The sequence below is a fragment of the Hoylesella buccalis ATCC 35310 genome, assembly GCF_000177075.1.
In the GTDB taxonomy this organism is placed as follows: Bacteria; Bacteroidota; Bacteroidia; order Bacteroidales; family Bacteroidaceae; genus Prevotella; species Prevotella buccalis.
This window is the reverse complement of record NZ_ADEG01000031.1, coordinates 78515-96412: the sequence shown is the minus strand read 5'-3', so window position 1 is coordinate 96412 and position 17898 is coordinate 78515. Positions and strand designations below refer to the sequence as shown.

At 45.4% G+C, this 17898-nt stretch carries 19 protein-coding genes and 1 pseudogene; 16 read left to right on the top strand and 4 right to left on the bottom strand.

Annotated features, from left to right (window positions below; all coding sequences use genetic code 11):
• Positions 1-434: 434 nt before the first annotated feature.
• The 3 genes and pseudogenes from mobC to HMPREF0650_RS02710 all read right to left on the bottom strand — a co-directional run bounded on the left by mobC (position 435) and on the right by HMPREF0650_RS02710 (position 4212).
• Positions 435-2389 (bottom strand): annotated as a pseudogene (gene mobC, locus HMPREF0650_RS02720) (conjugal transfer protein MobC).
• A 132-nt stretch (positions 2390-2521) separates the two neighbouring features.
• The gene (gene mobB / locus HMPREF0650_RS02715; RefSeq protein ID WP_004348198.1) at positions 2522-3802 is read right to left on the bottom strand and encodes a conjugal transfer protein MobB; all 1281 of its coding nucleotides are present in this window, start codon (positions 3800-3802) and stop codon (positions 2522-2524) included.
• Complete coding sequence (locus HMPREF0650_RS02710; protein WP_040562198.1) at positions 3799-4212, bottom strand: plasmid mobilization protein; 414 nt, start codon at positions 4210-4212, stop codon at positions 3799-3801. Before HMPREF0650_RS02710 ends, mobB begins: the two co-directional genes overlap by 4 nt.
• Positions 4213-4804: 592 nt before the next feature.
• Here HMPREF0650_RS02710 and HMPREF0650_RS02705 point away from each other — a divergent pair.
• From HMPREF0650_RS02705 to HMPREF0650_RS02630, 16 genes are all read left to right on the top strand, one after another.
• Positions 4805-5608 carry a division plane positioning ATPase MipZ gene (locus tag HMPREF0650_RS02705; protein ID WP_004348195.1) on the top strand — a complete coding sequence of 268 codons (804 nt, stop codon included), beginning with the start codon at positions 4805-4807 and terminating at the stop codon, positions 5606-5608.
• A complete protein-coding gene (locus tag HMPREF0650_RS02700) occupies positions 5595-6113 on the top strand; it encodes a DUF3408 domain-containing protein (RefSeq protein WP_004348194.1) in 519 nt (172 codons plus the stop codon). The genes HMPREF0650_RS02705 and HMPREF0650_RS02700 overlap by 14 nt, the downstream gene beginning before the upstream one ends.
• A complete protein-coding gene (locus tag HMPREF0650_RS02695; RefSeq protein WP_040562196.1) occupies positions 6110-6883 on the top strand; it encodes a hypothetical protein in 774 nt (257 codons plus the stop codon). Before HMPREF0650_RS02700 ends, HMPREF0650_RS02695 begins: the two co-directional genes overlap by 4 nt.
• Before the next feature lie 163 nt (positions 6884-7046).
• Complete coding sequence (locus HMPREF0650_RS02690; RefSeq protein WP_004348190.1) at positions 7047-7349, top strand: DUF4134 domain-containing protein; 303 nt, start codon at positions 7047-7049, stop codon at positions 7347-7349.
• Positions 7350-7351: 2 nt separating this feature from the next.
• Positions 7352-7687 (top strand): DUF4133 domain-containing protein, encoded by a 336-nt coding sequence (locus HMPREF0650_RS02685; RefSeq protein ID WP_004348189.1) that lies wholly within the window; start codon positions 7352-7354, stop codon positions 7685-7687.
• Positions 7684-10197: a TraG family conjugative transposon ATPase gene (locus HMPREF0650_RS02680; RefSeq protein ID WP_004348188.1), complete on the top strand. Its 2514-nt coding sequence runs from the start codon at positions 7684-7686 to the stop codon at positions 10195-10197. The genes HMPREF0650_RS02685 and HMPREF0650_RS02680 overlap by 4 nt, the downstream gene beginning before the upstream one ends.
• A 27-nt stretch (positions 10198-10224) precedes the next feature.
• Positions 10225-10854: a DUF4141 domain-containing protein gene (locus HMPREF0650_RS02675; protein WP_004348187.1), complete on the top strand. Its 630-nt coding sequence runs from the start codon at positions 10225-10227 to the stop codon at positions 10852-10854.
• Between the two features lie 36 nt (positions 10855-10890).
• Positions 10891-11928, top strand: coding sequence for a conjugative transposon protein TraJ (gene traJ / locus HMPREF0650_RS02670; RefSeq protein WP_004348184.1), 1038 nt, complete (start codon positions 10891-10893; stop codon positions 11926-11928).
• A 48-nt stretch (positions 11929-11976) separates the two neighbouring features.
• Positions 11977-12600 carry a conjugative transposon protein TraK gene (traK, locus tag HMPREF0650_RS02665; protein ID WP_004348183.1) on the top strand — a complete coding sequence of 208 codons (624 nt, stop codon included), beginning with the start codon at positions 11977-11979 and terminating at the stop codon, positions 12598-12600.
• 4 nt (positions 12601-12604) lie between these two features.
• A complete protein-coding gene (locus HMPREF0650_RS02660; protein WP_004348182.1) occupies positions 12605-12907 on the top strand; it encodes a hypothetical protein in 303 nt (100 codons plus the stop codon).
• Entirely contained in the window at positions 12900-14168 is a 1269-nt protein-coding gene (gene traM, locus HMPREF0650_RS02655; protein ID WP_004348181.1) for a conjugative transposon protein TraM, read from the top strand. The genes HMPREF0650_RS02660 and traM overlap by 8 nt, the downstream gene beginning before the upstream one ends.
• Positions 14169-14216: 48 nt before the next feature.
• A complete protein-coding gene (gene traN / locus HMPREF0650_RS02650) occupies positions 14217-15167 on the top strand; it encodes a conjugative transposon protein TraN (protein WP_004348180.1) in 951 nt (316 codons plus the stop codon).
• Complete coding sequence (locus HMPREF0650_RS02645; protein WP_040562193.1) at positions 15161-15754, top strand: conjugal transfer protein TraO; 594 nt, start codon at positions 15161-15163, stop codon at positions 15752-15754. The genes traN and HMPREF0650_RS02645 overlap by 7 nt, the downstream gene beginning before the upstream one ends.
• Positions 15755-15766: 12 nt before the next feature.
• Positions 15767-16249, top strand: coding sequence for a DUF3872 domain-containing protein (locus tag HMPREF0650_RS02640; protein ID WP_040562191.1), 483 nt, complete (start codon positions 15767-15769; stop codon positions 16247-16249).
• Positions 16236-16742, top strand: a complete 507-nt coding sequence (locus HMPREF0650_RS02635) for a glycoside hydrolase family protein (protein WP_004348175.1) — start codon at positions 16236-16238, stop codon at positions 16740-16742. The genes HMPREF0650_RS02640 and HMPREF0650_RS02635 overlap by 14 nt, the downstream gene beginning before the upstream one ends.
• A gap of 134 nt (positions 16743-16876) precedes the next feature.
• Positions 16877-17260: a hypothetical protein gene (locus tag HMPREF0650_RS02630; protein WP_040562189.1), complete on the top strand. Its 384-nt coding sequence runs from the start codon at positions 16877-16879 to the stop codon at positions 17258-17260.
• A 419-nt stretch (positions 17261-17679) separates the two neighbouring features.
• Here HMPREF0650_RS02630 and HMPREF0650_RS12605 read toward each other — a convergent pair whose 3' ends face one another.
• Positions 17680-17898 carry a hypothetical protein gene (locus HMPREF0650_RS12605; protein ID WP_004348174.1) on the bottom strand — a complete coding sequence of 73 codons (219 nt, stop codon included), beginning with the start codon at positions 17896-17898 and terminating at the stop codon, positions 17680-17682.

Genomic DNA, 17898 nt, shown 5'->3' with positions numbered 1-17898 from the left:
GGACTCTCTTATGACAACTGATATTACGATAAAAATCCTGTGGTACCTGATATAAAAATATACAACAGTGTTGTAACCGAGCCGATAGCTATACCAAGAATTGTCACGAGCATTCAAGTCAAGTAGTTCTTTCTGCTTTTGTATTCGATATCCCATGGAAATCAGTGCGTATTCAAGGGATTTTCAATTATAGATTCTTCTGAATTCATTTCCTACTGAAAGAGGGACACATCTAATTGATATGAACCCCGAAAGTTAGAAAAAAGCTATCGGGGTTTTATTAGGTTCAAATAATTTTTCTCATATGCTGTTGGTTCATGATAGTTTTTGATGGACACTAAAGATAAGAACTACAAGAAATCCTATTTACAATACCAATAAATTATGGAACTTATAAGATTATTAGTGCTATATTTTATAGCTATTACTGAATATTATCCTTTAATAAGATTACTAAGTATGGGATCGTTTTTAATCCGCTCAATTTCAGAATCAACAAGTGATAATATCTCTTGTTTTACCTTACGATAGTTGGCTTCGATAGTCTCTTTGAGATTATCAGAGCCATCTTTATTTTTGAAGTCCACTATCATAGGTATAGACTGGTATGTTTTCATTTCAGCGGAAATTTTGGTTGAGTCCACGACTATCTCCGCATGAAAAATCTTCTGGTCGATGCGTTCATCGAAGTTATCGGACACTGCTCCTACAAACATTCCTTGCGTGAGGTTTGAAATTTTACTTGCAGGAATAAGACTATCCATTTGTGTGGAGATAGAGGTAGACTTGTCGTTTCGATTGATGGTCATAGACTGCCGTTGCTGGAGAACCTTTCCAAACCGTTCGGAAAGTGTCTTGGCTGTTTCTCCTACCACTTGCCCGGAGAATACGTTACCTACAGTGTTCTGTATTACTTTGCTCTCCTTATCGCCATAGTCACGGGTGAGCTGTGAAAAGTCCTGAAAGCCCAAACATACAGCAACTTTATTGCTTCGTGCAGTAGCTATGAGGTTGTCAAGCCCACGAAAGTAGATAGTCGGCAACTCATCGATAATCACCGATGATTTGAGTTGCTTCTTCTTGTTAATGAGCTTCACAATACGACTGTTGTAAAGTCCAAGTGCAGCCGAATAGATATTCTGGCGGTCGGGATTATTACCTACCACAAGCACTTTCGGCTCATTAGGATTGTTAATATCAAGTGAAAAATCATCACCCGTCATCACCCAATAGAGAGCAGGGCTTATCATACGAGACAGCGGTATTTTGGCACTGGCAATCTGTCCCTGCAACTGGTCCTGTGCTCCGCCTTCCCAAGCATCCATAAAGGGTGAAAGGTAGTTGGCAAGTTCATCGTAGGAAGTGAGTATCGGGAATATCTGTGCGTAGGGACGGTTGAGAAATTCGATGGCATGGGGAAAGGTGCAATACTTCCCGTCCTCATAGATTTTCAGAAACCAAATGATGGCAGCCAGCAAGATAATCGGCGACTCCACAAAGAAATCTCCCTGTTTTTGTATCCACGAGCGGTTCAAGTTGAGCATGATGGTATAGGCACTTTCGTAAGCATCGGATATGTCCGTCATAAAGGCTGGATTGATGGGATTGCAGCGATGCGACTTTCTCGGATCATCGAAGTTGATGACATAAAACTGCGGTTTTACCTTATAAGCATCCAAATGCTGAAGCAGATGATTGTAAGCAATCTCGGAAAGGTCGGGAAACTTGTAGTCGTAGATATACATGGCAAAGCCTTTCTCAATCTGCTGCTTGATATAATTGTTCACAATAGCGTAGGACTTACCAGAACCCGGTGTGCCGAGTACCATCGAAGCACGAAACGGATTGACCACGTTAATCCAACCCTTGTTCCATTTCTTCTTATAGTAGAAGCGTGTAGGAAGATTGACGGAGTATTCATTTTCCATCAACCGTGTTTCCTGCATGAAACTCTCATTCTCAGTGTTAAACACATCGTCCATCAGGTTGTTTTTGAGTAGTCGGCTCATCCATACGCCACCCATCAACAGGCAGATATAGCCAACGGACAGCGTAAATATATAGAGAGAAGCTGCCCCGATCTTGCCGATGGGCAATACCAGTAGCCACCAATTAAGAAAAAAAAGACAAAGCCTAAGAAAAGCACCGTCCAAATCTTCGGCCACGTAATTTTCTCTTCCTTCACACCCTTTGTTCCCAAACATGAGAGAGCAAGAAAAACCACGCAAAAGAGTTTTGTCCAAAGGATAGACGAAAATAATCCCGTCGTTCGCTGGAAATTTATCAGTATCTTATTGATGATACCAAGTGTGAAGTGCCACTGCTGAAATGCCTCGTAGCAGAACCAATAACAGTTAACGAGGAGGAATATCACAGATATGCCCCTCATAAAGTCCATAACCTTACCCAATGCCCTTAAATCATCTTCCTGTGCCATAATCGTATTGCTTTTATATTTGTTGTATTATCGTTATTTGAATTGCATTTGAATGTTGCTCAAACAAAGTTTGACATACCTTACCTATCTTTTCCTCCGTCTGAGATTGACTTTGCTTTGCCTGCGAAGTTTACGCTGCCAAGCCGCTTCTTTCCAATCATCGTTGCCCATAGATACGAAAGAGTCCCCCACCATATCCTCTATGAGTTCATCGACAAGGTTATCACCCTCCTCTGCATTGGATTGTAAAGGCTGGACTGTTGCCGATTGTTCCAAACAGACAGAAGGACAGCCATACAGCGTCTTGTCCAAGAATGGGTTATGCGTTGGATTAGAGAAATAGGTGTTGAATACATTGGCGGCATATCCTTTGCCCAATCGTGAGCCATTGAGTACAACGCCCACTTTATCGTCAATGAATGTGATGCCATAGATGCGCCCGCTTTCGTTCTTTCGGATTACTGCACGCAAGCCTTGTTCTTCCAATCTTTGCCGAAGTTCTTCCTCTGTCTTTGGAGAGGTACGCATTGTTTTTAACACTTTGTTCCTGACGGTTGGTATCAGAGGTTTGACGTTTTGTTTCGACTTCTGCATCCTGTTCTGTACGGCAGTATAGCCCACACCACGACCGATGTCCGAGGCGTGGATGGGTGTGCCTACCTTGTCGCCCTTATCATCAGTTGGAACATAAACCAGTCCGTCATACTTCTTTCCCCGAAACTCCGTCTTGACTTCTTCCACAGTAAGGTTATATTTGTTCAGAATGGCATTGAACTCGCCCAATGAACAGAAGCGGTAATGCTTCAGCACCATGCGAAGAACGCTTGCCACCTGCTCCCTGATGTTTCCTTTACCAATATCCACCTTGGGCGTTTCTTTCATCGCCTTGTCAGTAACCTTTGAACTTGGAATGAGATTATACTTTCTCTCCAAAGCATCTGTAATCTGTTTACTCCTTCGTTTCTCGAAGCGGTCGTTGAGCTTTCGCCCCTCACTGTCCACCCGAAGCGACACGATGTGTATATGTTCACGGGCGATGTCGTTGTGCTTGAAGACGATATAGGGTTGGTTGCCATAGCCAAGTGCCTCCATATACTCTCTTGCAATCTGCATGAGTGTTTCATCGGAGAGCTTCTCGTCCGGGTGCGGATTGAGGGAACAATGGAACACCGTTTTCTTTGTCCGGCATTTCTTTGGTATCAGAGCCTCCATGTCGACAAGCACGTCTTCCATCGTATAACGTCCCTCCTTGTTCTGATACAACTCTGCTGCATGGAGAATGCTCGCTTCCCCTTTTTCTACCTTTTTGAAGTTATAACCGAGTGCCCCTCCAAGGTTCTCCGTACTTGAAATCTTCGCTATCATTTCTTGCGGTAATCTATGGTAAGACTGATAGCCTGCTCCTGCAAGGCAATGATTTGAGCCGACAGTTTCGCCAATTTTTCAAGCAGGATTTGTGCGGTCTTGACCGAATGATAACTGTTGATAGCACGTACAGTCTGATTATACAGCACACCAATCTTATGGATTTGTGCCGTCAATTCAGAGAGTTTCCGGTAGTATTCTACAGCGGATTTATCCACCGTGATGACCTTAAAACTCTCTCCAAGAATACGCCCACGCACAAAATCCGACTTCGTTTCTGCTCCTGAACGCTGAAATAAATCAATCGCTTTTTGCTGGTCTTTGAGATTGGGAAGACGTACATGCCAGTTATCCCAGCGTGGCTTTTCCACCTTTTTTCGTTCTGAACGATGTTCTGTGTCTTTATTCATATTCATTTGGTCTTCTAATTACGACTTTGGAGTGATTATCTCCCTCGCACCGAGGCAAGGGTCTTTGTGGTACAAACTGCGGTTTGTGTTACAAAGACACACCTTGCCAATATCAAGAGATGATGCAATAGAAGCATCCACCTTTCAGAGTGTCCGCTTCGGGGAGATTAGCTCCATGTTCTCTATCTGCCTGCAAAGTTACGGCAGATTTTCAAATATCTCATTATCAGAGACATTCACTCTTTTTCCTCGTATTTCCCTGCACTTCATCGCTGTAATAAAATCAGCAGAAATATCATTTATTTTGCAATCAGAACGAGCGAACAATGGTATGATAACACAAGCAAAAGATATATCATATTACCGCCTGCTTGCACCAAAGATGACAAGAAGGAACAATACATATTCATAACAATTTATTGTCATGACAAACTATTGTCAATACAACAAATTGTAAGAACTTGAAATCGTCCTTTTGGACTATCGCCCGAACCATACGCAGTCAGAGCAAACTGTCTGCTGATGACTCTTAATAATGAGAGAATATCCAAACATCAAATAGACAAATAATATGAACTAAGAAATTATCATTATGGAGAACAAAGAACAACGCCCCCTTTTTCTGGGCTTCTCTTCCCAAAAGGGAGGAGTGGGAAAAAGTACTCTTGCCGAAATCGTAAGCAGCATATTGTACTACGAACAAGGCATCAACCTCTTCGTGATGGACTGCGACCTGTCGCAAGACTCTTTCTACAAACTGAGGGAACGTGAGAAAAGTATCGTTCAGGAGAGCGAAGAGCTTTCCAAATCCATGCAGGAGTACTTTCATCACCTTGGCAAAAAAGCATACAGAATTTACAAGTCTGCACCCAAGGAAGCCGTCAGGACTGCACGAAGTAAAATCGACGGTATCAGCAACGAGAAGTACCAGTTGGTTATATTTGATTTCCCGGGACATGCTGGAACAACCGAACTGATGGAACTGTCCCTTCAGATGGACTATATCCTTTCTCCGATTGAAGCCGACATTCAGTCGCTGGTTTCATGTCTGGCATACGCCAAGACTATCACGGAGATTGGAGTTTCTATGTCCGACTCTCGGATAAAGGACATTATCCTGTTCTGGAACAAGGTGGACAGAAGAGTAAGGAACATCATCATCGATGAATATACAAAGCTCATCGACGAATACGAACTCACACTCCTGCCCAGCTATGTATATGCCACGCACCGCTTCTCTCACGAACTTTCCACATACGGGCTGCGTGGTGTGTTCCGTTCCACCTATCAGCCTCCTGCAAAGGGACTGCGAACGGGTACGGGGCTGGATGAACTCGTCTCCGAGATAATTCAACGTCTCAAACTAAAAACGAAAACAGAAAATGGCAACGATTGAGGAAAGAAAGCAGCAACTGGAAAAGAAGCTGAAGAAAATGGCAGAGGACAATGTAGTGGTGAAACCTGTCACGGTCCCCAACCCCTTCGACCCTTCTGAGGACACAGAACCTTCCCCTGCAACATTACAAGAGGAAGACGAAAGTCCGGAAGAAACGAAACCAACAAACGAAAAACCGACAGATGAAACAGAAGGTGGGACAACCGGAAACACTGAGCCGAAAAGAGAAAGGAAGCCAAGAATGGAAAAGTCTGGCAGGTCGTCCCTTTCCATAGAGGAATACCGTTCCCTATACTTTCATCCCGTGCGTTCGCAAATGCGGACGGCTTTCTCCATCAATTTGGAGACATTACAGAACCTGCGCAATGTGCTACAAGACTTAGGAGAAAGGGTATCTATTGCTTCCTATATTGATAATATCCTCCGGGAGCATCTGCGGGAACATCAGGAACTTCTCAATAATGCAGCAGCAAAGCAAAGACGTAAGACCACAATAACACTATGATGGAAACAATACTTTTCAGTTTTATACTGATACTCATCATCATTTGGATAATGCTGGGTATCCTGTACTTCTATACGCGGTATGTATCTCCTTATGGCGTCCTTATCAAAAGAAATAAAAAGTGCAATGAGCAGACTAAGGAGAATGAAGCGACGAAGGAAAAAGACGGACAAAAAGGAGAAGGAACAGAAGAGCAAGCCGAGTTTGTACTGATTGGCAAAAGCCGTTCCATTTCCCCTATTATCCCACAAGCTCCCTCTGCTTCATCATCTAAAAATTCAAAGCAGAATAGTAATAATTTTGCACCTCAGAACTCCGAAAATAAAGATGACATGAAGGAAGAGGATAACGAGATGGAGGTTAGCTACGAGATGGAAAGAGAGGACGAAAACGAGGTTGCTCGCGAGGAGCTGAGTCTGCCCATTGAGTCCGCATCTGAAGATGGCGAGGTATCCAGTCAATCTATCCTCGCACGTGACTTAGGTCGCATGAGAAAGTGGCGTAAGAACAGTGATGAGGTAGATGATGCCGAAGTCAAGGAAATTGTCGGTCAACTTAAAGACACTGACTTTATGGAGAAATACAAGGAGTATGTCGCCAAAATGCAAGGTGAACAGTCTATCCTGCTGGATAAAATCCGAAGAGCAGAGGAAGGACAAGAGCAGACAGATGAATTGTCCACTTTCGATGCCTCCAGAAAGAACTCTTCTGACAATATGATGACGGAAACTGACGATATGGGCGAGCGTCCACTGTCATATTATCTGTAAACTAATGTTCTTACTCATATTATAAAATTGTAAAGTGATTCGGGGGTGGCTCAAAAGTAAAACAATCTGCCAATATCTGTCATACGATAAAACCGAGCTACCCCTTGCCACTTTCACCCTAAAAAGAAAATAATTTGTTTAACAACTTAAAATAAAAACAGCAATGAACAACAAAAAGAAAATCACAATGCTGCTCCTGATGGCTGCTGCCACCGCAGGAGCGTACGCACAAGGAAACGGCATGGCGGGTATTAACGAAGCCACCAAAATGGTAACCTCCTACTTTGACCCGGGTACAAAACTTATCTATGCCATCGGTGCCGTGGTGGGCTTGATTGGAGGAATCAAGGTCTATAATAAGTTCAGTTCGGGTGACCCCGATACGAGCAAGACCGCAGCCTCTTGGTTCGGTGCGTGTATCTTCCTCATCGTGGCTGCCACCATCCTACGTTCTTTCTTCTTGTAACAATGGCTGAGTGGGAAATCAACAAAGGTGTAGGCCGGACGGTAGAGTTCAAGGGCTTGAAGGCACAGTATCTTTTCCTCTTTGCGGGAGGGCTGCTGGCTGTCTTCATTCTCGTGGTCATTCTCTATCTCTGCGGAGTGAGCCAGATAGCCTGTCTGGTTATAGGCATAGTGGGTGCCACCCTCGTGGTGTGGCAAACGTTTGCCATGAACCGAAAGTATGGGCAATACGGACTCATGAAAAAGGGAGCCGTGAGAATGCACCCACGCTACCTTGTGAACCGCCGGACGGTCTATCACCTTATCCGTAACCTTCAACCCAAAAGAAAGAAGCAATGAGAAACAACAGTAAAATCACGACCTTGGAATCGAAGTTCCCGCTGCTCTCCGTCGAGCAGGGGTGTATGGTGAGCAAGGACGCAGATATTACGGTCGCTTTCCGTTTGGAACTACCCGAACTCTTCATCGTCACCTCTGCCGAATACGAGGCAATGCACTCTGCCTGGCATAAGGCAATCAAGGTGCTACCCAATTACAGCATCGTACACAAGCAAGACTGGTTCATCAAGGAGGACTATCAAGGTAAGCTCTCCGATGGCAGCCTGAGTTTCCTTGCCCGTTCTTCTGAACGGCACTTCAACGAGCGTCCGTATCTCCACCACTCGGTCTATCTCTTCCTTACCAAGACCAACAAGCTGCGTATGGCACAGCAGAGCAACTTCTCTTCACTCTGTCGTGGTCATCTGCTGCCTAAGGAAATCACCAACAAAGATGAGGTGATGAAGTTCATGGAAGCAGTAGACCAGTTCGAGCGTATCATCAACGATACCGAACAGATAAGGATTGTCCGCATGACAGAAGATGAGCTGGTTGGCACAAATGAAAAGGGCGGACTACTCGACAGGTATTTCTCTTTATCTGAAGAAGGGCATGCGTCTTTGGAGGACATCCGTCTGGGCGCAGACCTTGTGCGTGTGGGCGACAATATGCTTTGTCTGCATACACTTTCCGATACGGATGACCTACCGACAACGGTCAGCACGGACAGCCGATATGAACGGCTATCCACCGACAGAAGTGACTGTCGTCTTTCCTTTGCCTCTCCCGTGGGCTTGATGCTGCCGTGTAACCACATCTATAACCAGTATCTCTTCATCGAGGATAGCGATGCCAACTTGGAACGTTTTGAGAAGCAGGCAAGAAATATGCACTCGCTGGCACGCTACAGCCGTAGCAACCAAATCAACGAGGAGTGGATACAGGAGTATCTCAATATTGCTCACTCACAGGGGCTGACATCTATCCGTGCCCACTTCAACGTGCTGGCTTGGAGCAGCGACAAGGAGGAACTTCGCCAGATTAAGAATGACGTGGGTTCTGCACTTGCTCTTATGGAATGCCACCCACGCCACAATACCATTGATGCGGCAACGCTCTACTGGGCAGGTATTCCCGGCAATGCGGCAGACTTTCCAGCTGAAGAGTCGTTTTATACTTTCATTGAGCCTGCCCTCTGTTTCTTTACGGCAGAGACGAACTATAAGGACTCGCTCTCTCCCTTCGGTATCAAGATGGCAGACCGCCTTTCAGGGAAACCTGTCCACTTGGATATATCGGATTTACCTATGAAAAAGGGAGTCATCACCAACCGTAACAAATTTATCTTGGGTCCTTCGGGTAGTGGCAAGTCTTTCTTCACCAACCATATGGTACGCCAGTATTACGAGCAGGGGGCGCACGTCCTCTTGGTTGATACAGGAAACTCGTATCAGGGACTGTGCGAACTTATCCACCGCAAGACCAAGGGCGATGACGGCGTGTATTTCACCTATACCAATGAAAGTCCTATATCCTTCAACCCTTTTTATACGGATGATTATTTCTTCGATGTAGAGAAAAGGGAGAGTATCTGTACGCTACTGCTCACGCTCTGGAAGAGTGCCGATGAGCATATCACCAAGACCGAGGCAGGTGAACTTGGTTCAGCCGTAAACTCCTATATCGAGCTGATATGTGCTGACCACAGCGTTACACCCTGTTTTAATACTTTCTATGAGTATCTGCGGGATGTATACCGAAAGGATATGGAAAAGCGTGACATCAAGGTAACGCTCTCGGACTTCAATATCAATAACCTCTTAACGACATTGAAGCAATACTATCGTGGTGGTCGATATGATTTCCTGCTGAACTCGGACAAGAACATCGATCTGCTCTCGAAACGCTTTATTGTCTTTGAAATCGACCAAGTGAAGGACAACAAAGACCTTTTCCCTGTGGTAACGATTATCATCATGGAAGCCTTCATCAACAAGATGCGCCGATTAAAGGGTATCCGCAAGATGATACTCATTGAGGAAGCATGGAAAGCCATAGCTTCGGCAAACATGGCAGATTACATCAAGTATCTCTATAAGACGGTGAGAAAGTATTTCGGGGAAGCCATTGTCGTAACGCAGGAGGTGGACGATATCATTCAGTCGCCCATAGTCAAGGAAAGTATTATTAATAACTCCGACTGCAAGATACTGCTTGACCAGCGCAAGTACATGACCAAGTTTGATGGCATACAGGCGATGCTCGGCTTGTCGGAAAAGGAAAAGAGCCAGATACTATCCATCAATCAGAACAACGACCCCAACCGACTCTACAAGGAAGTGTGGATAGGGCTGGGCGGTATGCAGAGTGCCGTCTATGCCACGGAAGTGAGCATGGAGGAATACCTGACCTACACCACGGAGGAAACCGAGAAGGTGGAGGTGATGAACAGGGCAGCACAGCTCGGTGGAGATATCGAAACGGCTATCCGTCAGCTTGCCAATGAGAAAAGAAACAATAAAAAGAAATAAGTACAAACAATCAAAACTATAGCAACAATGAAAAAGTACATTTTCATGGCTCTCTTAGGATTGAGCCTTTCTGTTCCCAAAGCCCACGCACAGTGGGTAGTAACCGACCCTGGCAATTTCGCCGGCAACATCGTCAATTCTGTCAAGGAGATAGCCACCGCCTCCAAGACGGTGAAGAACACCCTTGATGGATTCAAGGAGGTGGAGAAACTTTACAACGACACCAAGAAGTATTACGATGCCCTGAAGAAGGTAAGCAATCTTATCGGCGATGCCTACAAGGTCAAGGAGTGCATTCTGATGGTGGGCGATATCTCGGAGATTTATGTTACCTCATATAAGAAGATGCTTTCGGACAAGAATTTCCGCCCTTCAGAACTTGCTGCAATGGCTTCGGGCTATGCCAAACTCTTGGAGCAGAGCGGTGAGAGTCTCAAGGAACTAAAGTCCATTGTTAAGAGTAATGTCTTCTCGATGAACGACCACGAGCGAATGCAGCAGATAGACCGTATCTATACCACACTACGTGAATACCGCTCCTTGGTGTCGTACTATACAAGGAAGAATATCTCCGTGAGTTATGTCCGTGCTCGTGAGAAGAACGACCTTGCCTCTGTTAAGGCGCTCTACGGCAATACGACAAGCAGATATTGGTAATCTGTGGTTTATTCATAGATCTAAACAAATTCGCTTATGGATTTTGCCAGTTTACACGAGCTGCTACGCTCCACCTATGACGAGATGATGCCGCTCTGTGCCCAGATGACGGGCATTGCCAAGGGCATTGCAGGCTTGGGTGCACTCTTTTATATTGCCCTTCGGGTATGGGCTTCCATAGCCCGTGCCGAGACGATAGACGTTTTCCCTTTGCTCCGTCCCTTTGTCTTGGGCTTCTGCATCATGTTCTTCCCGACAGTCGTACTGGGTACGATGAATGCCGTCCTCTCGCCCGTAGTGCAGGGAACGGAGATGATGGTACACCAGCAGGAGGGGAACCTTGCCGAGCTTACTACCAAGCGAGACAAGCTGCAGGAGGAAGCCTACCTCAGGAATCCCGAGACGGCTTATTTGGTTTCCAACGAAAAGTTCGACCAGAAGATAGAGGAAATGGGCATTATCGGACCTGAAGATGCCGTGACAATTGCGGGGATGTATGCCGAGCGTGCCGCCTATCAGACCAAGCAATGGGTCATGAAATTGGTACACGACTTTTTGGAATTGCTGTTCCACGCTTCGGGGCTTATCATTGACACGCTTCGCACCTTTATTCTGATTGTCCTTTCGATACTCGGACCTATCGTGTTCGGCATAGCCGTATGGGATGGTCTTGCAGGCTCACTTACGGCATGGTTCTCACGCTATATATCGGTCTACCTGTGGCTGCCTGTCAGCTCTATTCTTACGGCACTGCTTACCAAGATACAGGTGCTGATGATGCAGAAAGACATCGATGCACTCAGTGACCCCAACTACCTGCCAGATTCGGGGACGTGGTACTACATCGTCTTCTTCCTTATCGGCATTGTAGGCTACTTCTGTGTACCTACCGTGGCAGGGTGGATTATTGAAGCTGGTGGCGGTATCGGCTCCTACGGACGCAATGTCAACCAGACTGCACAGCGTGGCGCGCAAGGTGCATATACAGGTGGTAAGGCTGCTATGGCAGGCGCAGGTGCCGCTGTGGGAAATGTCGGTGGACGTATCAAGGGAGCACTGCTTAAAGGAAAATAGAAATCGAGCAACTATGCTTAATTAATCAACAGGTATAAAAGAGAAAAAATGGAATTCAAATCACTCAACAACATCGAGACCTCATTCAGACAGATAAGACTCTACGCCTTTGTCTTTGCCATCGTCTGCGTGGCAGTAAGCGGTTATACTGTCTATGCCTCATACAGCTTCGCTAAGGAGCAGAGGGAGAAAATCTATGTGCTTGACCAGGGAAAGTCGCTCATGCTTGCCCTCAGTCAGGATGCAAGCCGTAATCGTCCCGTAGAGGCAAGAGAACATGTGCGTCGTTTCCATGAACTGTTCTTTACCATTGCACCTGACAAGGATGCCATTGAGAAGAATATGGAGCGTGCCTTCGTGCTGTGTGACAAGTCGGCTTTCAACTATTACAAAGACTTGGCAGAGAAAGGCTATTATAACCGTGCCATATCGGGTAATGTCAATCAGCGTATAGAGGTGGACTCTATCCACTGCAACTTTAATACTTACCCTTATGCGGTAACGACTTATGCACGGGAGTTTATCGTCCGTCAGAGTAACGTTACAGAGCGTAGTCTTGTTACAACCTGCACGCTGCAGAACTCTGTCCGTTCGGACAACAACCCACAAGGCTTCCTGATGGAGAACTTCCTCGTCAAGGAGAACAGGGATATACAGACTTATAAACGATAAGGCTATGGCAAGGAAAAGAAACTTTTTACTCTCACGTCACTATCTGCGCTTTCACCTGTGGCTCCGCCATCGTTGTGAAAGGCTCACGATAAGGCAGAGAAAGGAAATCGTCTATGGGCTGAGCTTCATCTATTTGCTCTGCTCGCTCTGGATGATAACGCAGTTTTTCCTTCCTCCAAAGAAGGAAAAACTACCCATCCCCATGGGAAAGCTGACGGACAGTCCGATACAGACGGACAGTACTTTACAAGAATTACACGGCAATTTTTACCTACAACATCATCAAACAATCAAAGAAAATGGATAATAAACAGAAAGAACAAATGAAGAAAGGCTTGGTCTTCGGAGGATTAGGACTGCTGTTTGCCCTTTCAATGTGGTTCATCTTCGCACCTTCGGGTAAGGATAAGACCGCAGCGGAGCAGGGACTCAATGACAGCATCCCGCAGGCTACAACAGAAAAACTGACGGAGAACAAGCTCAAAGCCTACGAATTAGGCGACAAAGCACACGAGGAGGAACAAACCCGTGAGGAGATGGGCAGACTATCGGACTATTTCGCACAGAACACTGCTCCATCAGAGGAGCAGCGTGCAGAGACAGCTGCTTCTACGGCAAAGATAGAAAACTCCATGCATCGTTATGAGGAGAACAATCGCCTCTTGAACTCCTTTTACGCTCCCGACCCACACGAACAGGAGCGTGAAGCCTTACGTTCGGAGATAGATAATCTAAAGAAAGAACTATCTCAAAAGGATAGTAAGGAGGACAATGAAGAGAAACGGCAGCTTGCCTTGATGGAAAAGAGCTATCAGATGGCAGCGAAGTATCTCCCTAAAGCATCAACTCCACCTACCTTCAATAATGGTCTGACGGCAGGAAAGGAGAAGACGGAAGACACTACAGGCGGCTCTGAAGCCGCTAAGGGCAAGACCATGCAGAATGAAAAGCCTGCAATGGAAGTTCTGCCAGAGCGTAGGCAGATAGTTTCTTCACTTGATCAGCCTATGAGCGATGTGTACTTTATGGAGGAATACGGCAAGAAGGCTCGGAACATGGGCTTTCATTCGATTACCAATAATTCTCCATCTTTGATGCGCAATACACTGAAAGTAGTTGTGGACAGAACTACTGTTCTTAAGGAGGGTGACAATGTTGTGCTTCGTCTGCTGGAAACTGCCAAGGTGCAGGGACTGCGTATTCCAAGGCAGAGCCGGCTGATAGCATCTGCCAAGATTGAGGGCAACCGTATGCACCTGCTTGTCAAAAGCATTGAGGTGGACGGCCATATCATAGCCGTCAAGCTCTCGGCATACGATATGGACGGACAGGAGGGGGTGTATATACCAGGTTCGGAGGACATCAATGCGCTTAAAGAAGTCGGGGCGAACATTGGTGGTTCAATGGGAACATCCTTTACCTTCGCTTCCTCTGCCAAGGACCAGATTATCTCCGAGGCTGCCCGTGGGGTGATGCAAGGCGCAAGTCAGCTGCTTCAGAAGAAACTTCGCACCATCAAGGTAACGCTCAAGGGTGGCTACCGCCTTTTCTTGGTTCAGTCCAAATGAAACAATAGAAAATGATAAGTAAAAATAACATCAAATAAAAAAGGAACAATGAAGAAAATTATTTTATCAATGGCTATGCTTGCCATGGTGGGAGCAACAGCCACAGCACAGGAAAACTATGATGGTCTGACACCGAGCCGTCCGTTTACCTCGGGAGAGCTTTTTCAAGGTATGAGCCGTGCCATACCTACGGGGCGTGTCGTACTGCCGTATGGTCTGGACGTTACTTTTGACAAGACCGTGCATCTTATCTTCCCTTCTGCCATTCGCTATGTAGACTTAGGTTCACAGAACATCATCGCAGGGAAAGCGGAGGATGCAGAGAACGTACTACGTGTAAAGGCTTCGGTGAAGGACTTTGAAACGGAGACAAATATGAGTGTCATCTGTGAGGACGGCTCATTTTACGCTTTTAATGTAAAATATGCCGATGAGCCGGAAAAGTTAAGTATCGAGATGAAAGACTTTCTCTCTACAACAGAAGGCAGGCTGCCAAGCAATCGCTCTGATATTTACTTTAAGGAACTCGGCAATGAGTCGCCCGTATTAGTAAAACTGATGATGCAGACCATCTATCAGAATGACAGGCGCCGCATTAAGCACATCGGTGCTCAGCAGTTTGGTATGAAGTTCCTGCTTCGTGGCTTGTATGCCCATAACGGCTTGCTGTATTTCCACACTCGAATGGAAAACGACACAAATATGCCGTACTCGGTGGATTTTATCACCTTTAAGGTTGTGGATAAGAAGATGGCAAAGCGCACCGCCATACAAGAGCAGGTGTTGCAGCCGCTTCGTGCCTATCATCAGGTGATGCAGGTGCGTGGCATGGGCATTGAACACACTGTGTTTGTACTCGAGCAGTTTTCTCTTGCAGAAGACAAGCAGCTTGAAGTGACGCTCTATGAAAGAAATGGCGGTCGTACGCTGACTTTTTATGTAACGGCAGAAGATTTGCAGTTGGCAAAGAAGATTGATAACCTCAAACTGAAATGGTAGACATTATGAAGAAGAAAATCATTTTATCGGTTTGTGTAGCGGTGGCAATGGCTTTTAGTCTGCCGTCGCACGCCCAACGGCTGATACCCAAACAGAAAGGGATAGAAGTCATGGGCAGCGTTCCCCTTATCAAAGGAGAAAAGTTCTTTGGCAAGGATAACTTCGGTCTTGGCATATCGCTTACCCGTTACTTGAAACGAGAGAACTACTCCTTTGTAGGAGTTGAGTATGAACAGCAAAATATGCCGTATCGGGATTATAGTGTAAAACTCAAAGATGTACTCTTACAGGTGGGCTATATGTACCCTGTTCTCTCCGACAGGGGTAAGAACGTGCTTCTCTATGGTGGCATATCCGCCTTGGGTGGCTATGAGCAGCTGAACGAAGACAAAAAGCTGCTGCCCGATGGGGCGACACTGCTCGACCGCTCACGCTTCGTCTATGGCGGTGCCGTGCATGGCTCGGTGGAAGTATTCCTTACGGACAGGCTTCTGTTTCTTGTCAAGGCACAAGGGCGGTTGCTCTTCGGCTCTGACGTGCATCGTTTCCGTCCTGCGCTATCAGCAGGACTAAGGTTTAACTTTTAAGTAGAAGAAAAGATGAAGAAGATATTGAATACGATTTGGGTAATGGGTATGCTGTCCCTTGCCGTGTTTTGCCTATCTGCTTGTGATAGGGATTTGGATGTTCAGCAGTCTTATCCGTTCACTGTCGAGACGATGCCCGTTCAGAAGGACATTGTCAAGGGACAGACAGCGGAGATACGCTGCACGCTCAAACGAGGGGGCGATTTTGCTGACACACGCTACACCATCCGATACTTCCAGCCCGACGGCAAGGGAACACTGAAAATGGACGATAGAATAGTGTTCAAGCCCAACGACCGCTATCCGCTCACAAAGGACGTTTTCCGTCTGTACTACACCTCGCTCTCCACCGACCGCCAGACGATTGACGTGTACGTGGAGGACAGTTTCGGGAAGGTGCAGCAACTGACTTTCAGTTTCAACAACGAAAAGGCGGAGGAAAAGGGAAAGACCACCGCAGTAGTAACCAGAGCCTTGAACGATGCGAACAGCTAAACGCTTTGCTTTATTCTGTATAATGTGCTTGCTCTGCCAGCCGATCCTTGCCCAGCGCAGGGTACGGTTGACAGACTTGCCTCCTTTTGAGCGCGCCGTGGTGATCGTGAAATACTTCGAGGGGCTACACGGAAACGGTTGCTATCCGTATGTGGGATATGGTCATCAGTTGCAACCGGGTGAGCATTTCTCTTCCAATATGACAGAACGGCAGGCGGACTCGCTCCTCCGTGCCGACCTTTGGAAATGCTTTGAACACTTCAAGGGCTATGGCAAGGATGCGCTGCTATTGACCTTGCTTGCCTACAATGTTGGTGTAGGGCGATTGCTCGGTTATGGTAAGCATCCCAAAAGTAAGTTGCTGCGAAAGATAGAGTCTGGAGACAGAAACTTCTATCGGGAGTATTTTTCGTTCTGCCGATATAAGGGAAAAGTTTTGCGTGGGTTAGTGAAACGGAGAAAGATGGAATTAATTTTGTTTTACATCCATTAATTACTTCAAGTTCTATAGGATATTCTTATCTCTTCATGACCTGTCATCTTGTCAGTTGCAATATATTTAGATTCAACTTAGGAGACTCTTGGCATATTATATGCTTTATTAAATAAAAACCAAAGTTATAGAATATGAATATAGGAGAATTAATTTCTGCATGGGAAAAAGATTATAGCTGGGTCGGGAAAACTCCAAACCCTTTTATAAAAAAAGATGTTCGTATATTACCTAATCCATGTATACCTAATGAAGTTGTGATTTATTTATCAATAACTGATAATACTCTGTTTGTTGATGGGAAACTTGAACCTTTTATGAGAAGTATGCAATTTATTATCTTCGGGCAAGGAAATGCGGAACGGAATAAAAATGGAGATGCTGTCAGATTAAAATCTGAGCTTGAACAATTCACAAACTCGACAATACAGGAGCGGGAAGAACAGATCAAAGAATGGGAGGATAAAGGAATGAAAATAGAAACATCCAATCCATTAATGTGGAAGGACTTTAAGTAAATAGCAGCCCTTAGTGAGTTCTGTCCAAAAATGGCTATGGGGACATTAAACATTTAGCCTACAACTTCAAAGCCTATTAAATATGAAAATATCATTTTCTTTAAATTGGTAGCTTGAGGTTTCTAAAAAGAAGAAACCTCAACAAAAGAATCCCTTAACAACATTAGACAAGATATAGTTGACTATAGGAGTTTTATCCTTGGTTATCTGTATCTTAGGGTTATTCTAAAAAGAGAATATTCTTCAGGAAGTGGGCAAGCACGCTTCCTGTTTCTTTTTTTTAGTTTCAAAATAAGAGTTTTTCTTTGCGACTTTTCTTTTGCTTCTTTTCTTTGGTCGCCTACTCGTTCAAAGAGAAAGAAAAGAAGCCACGCAAATTTCAGTTTGCGTGGCTCTTGTTCTTATTCAAGATGCTGTTTCTACACTTTTGTTATTCTGTCTATTCGCTTGTTGGGGTGTCTGTCAAATGCCCAGTTTATTTCATCATCGGGCAGGGTGCTGTGAATACTTCCACCCATGACCAACCCACAATCTTGCAGGACTTTATACCGTGCTTCCTCCTTGCTCTCTGCAACAACATCGAATACGCCGTCAAAAACATATTCGGTATAGACTAAAAATCTTTGTTTCTTCATCAT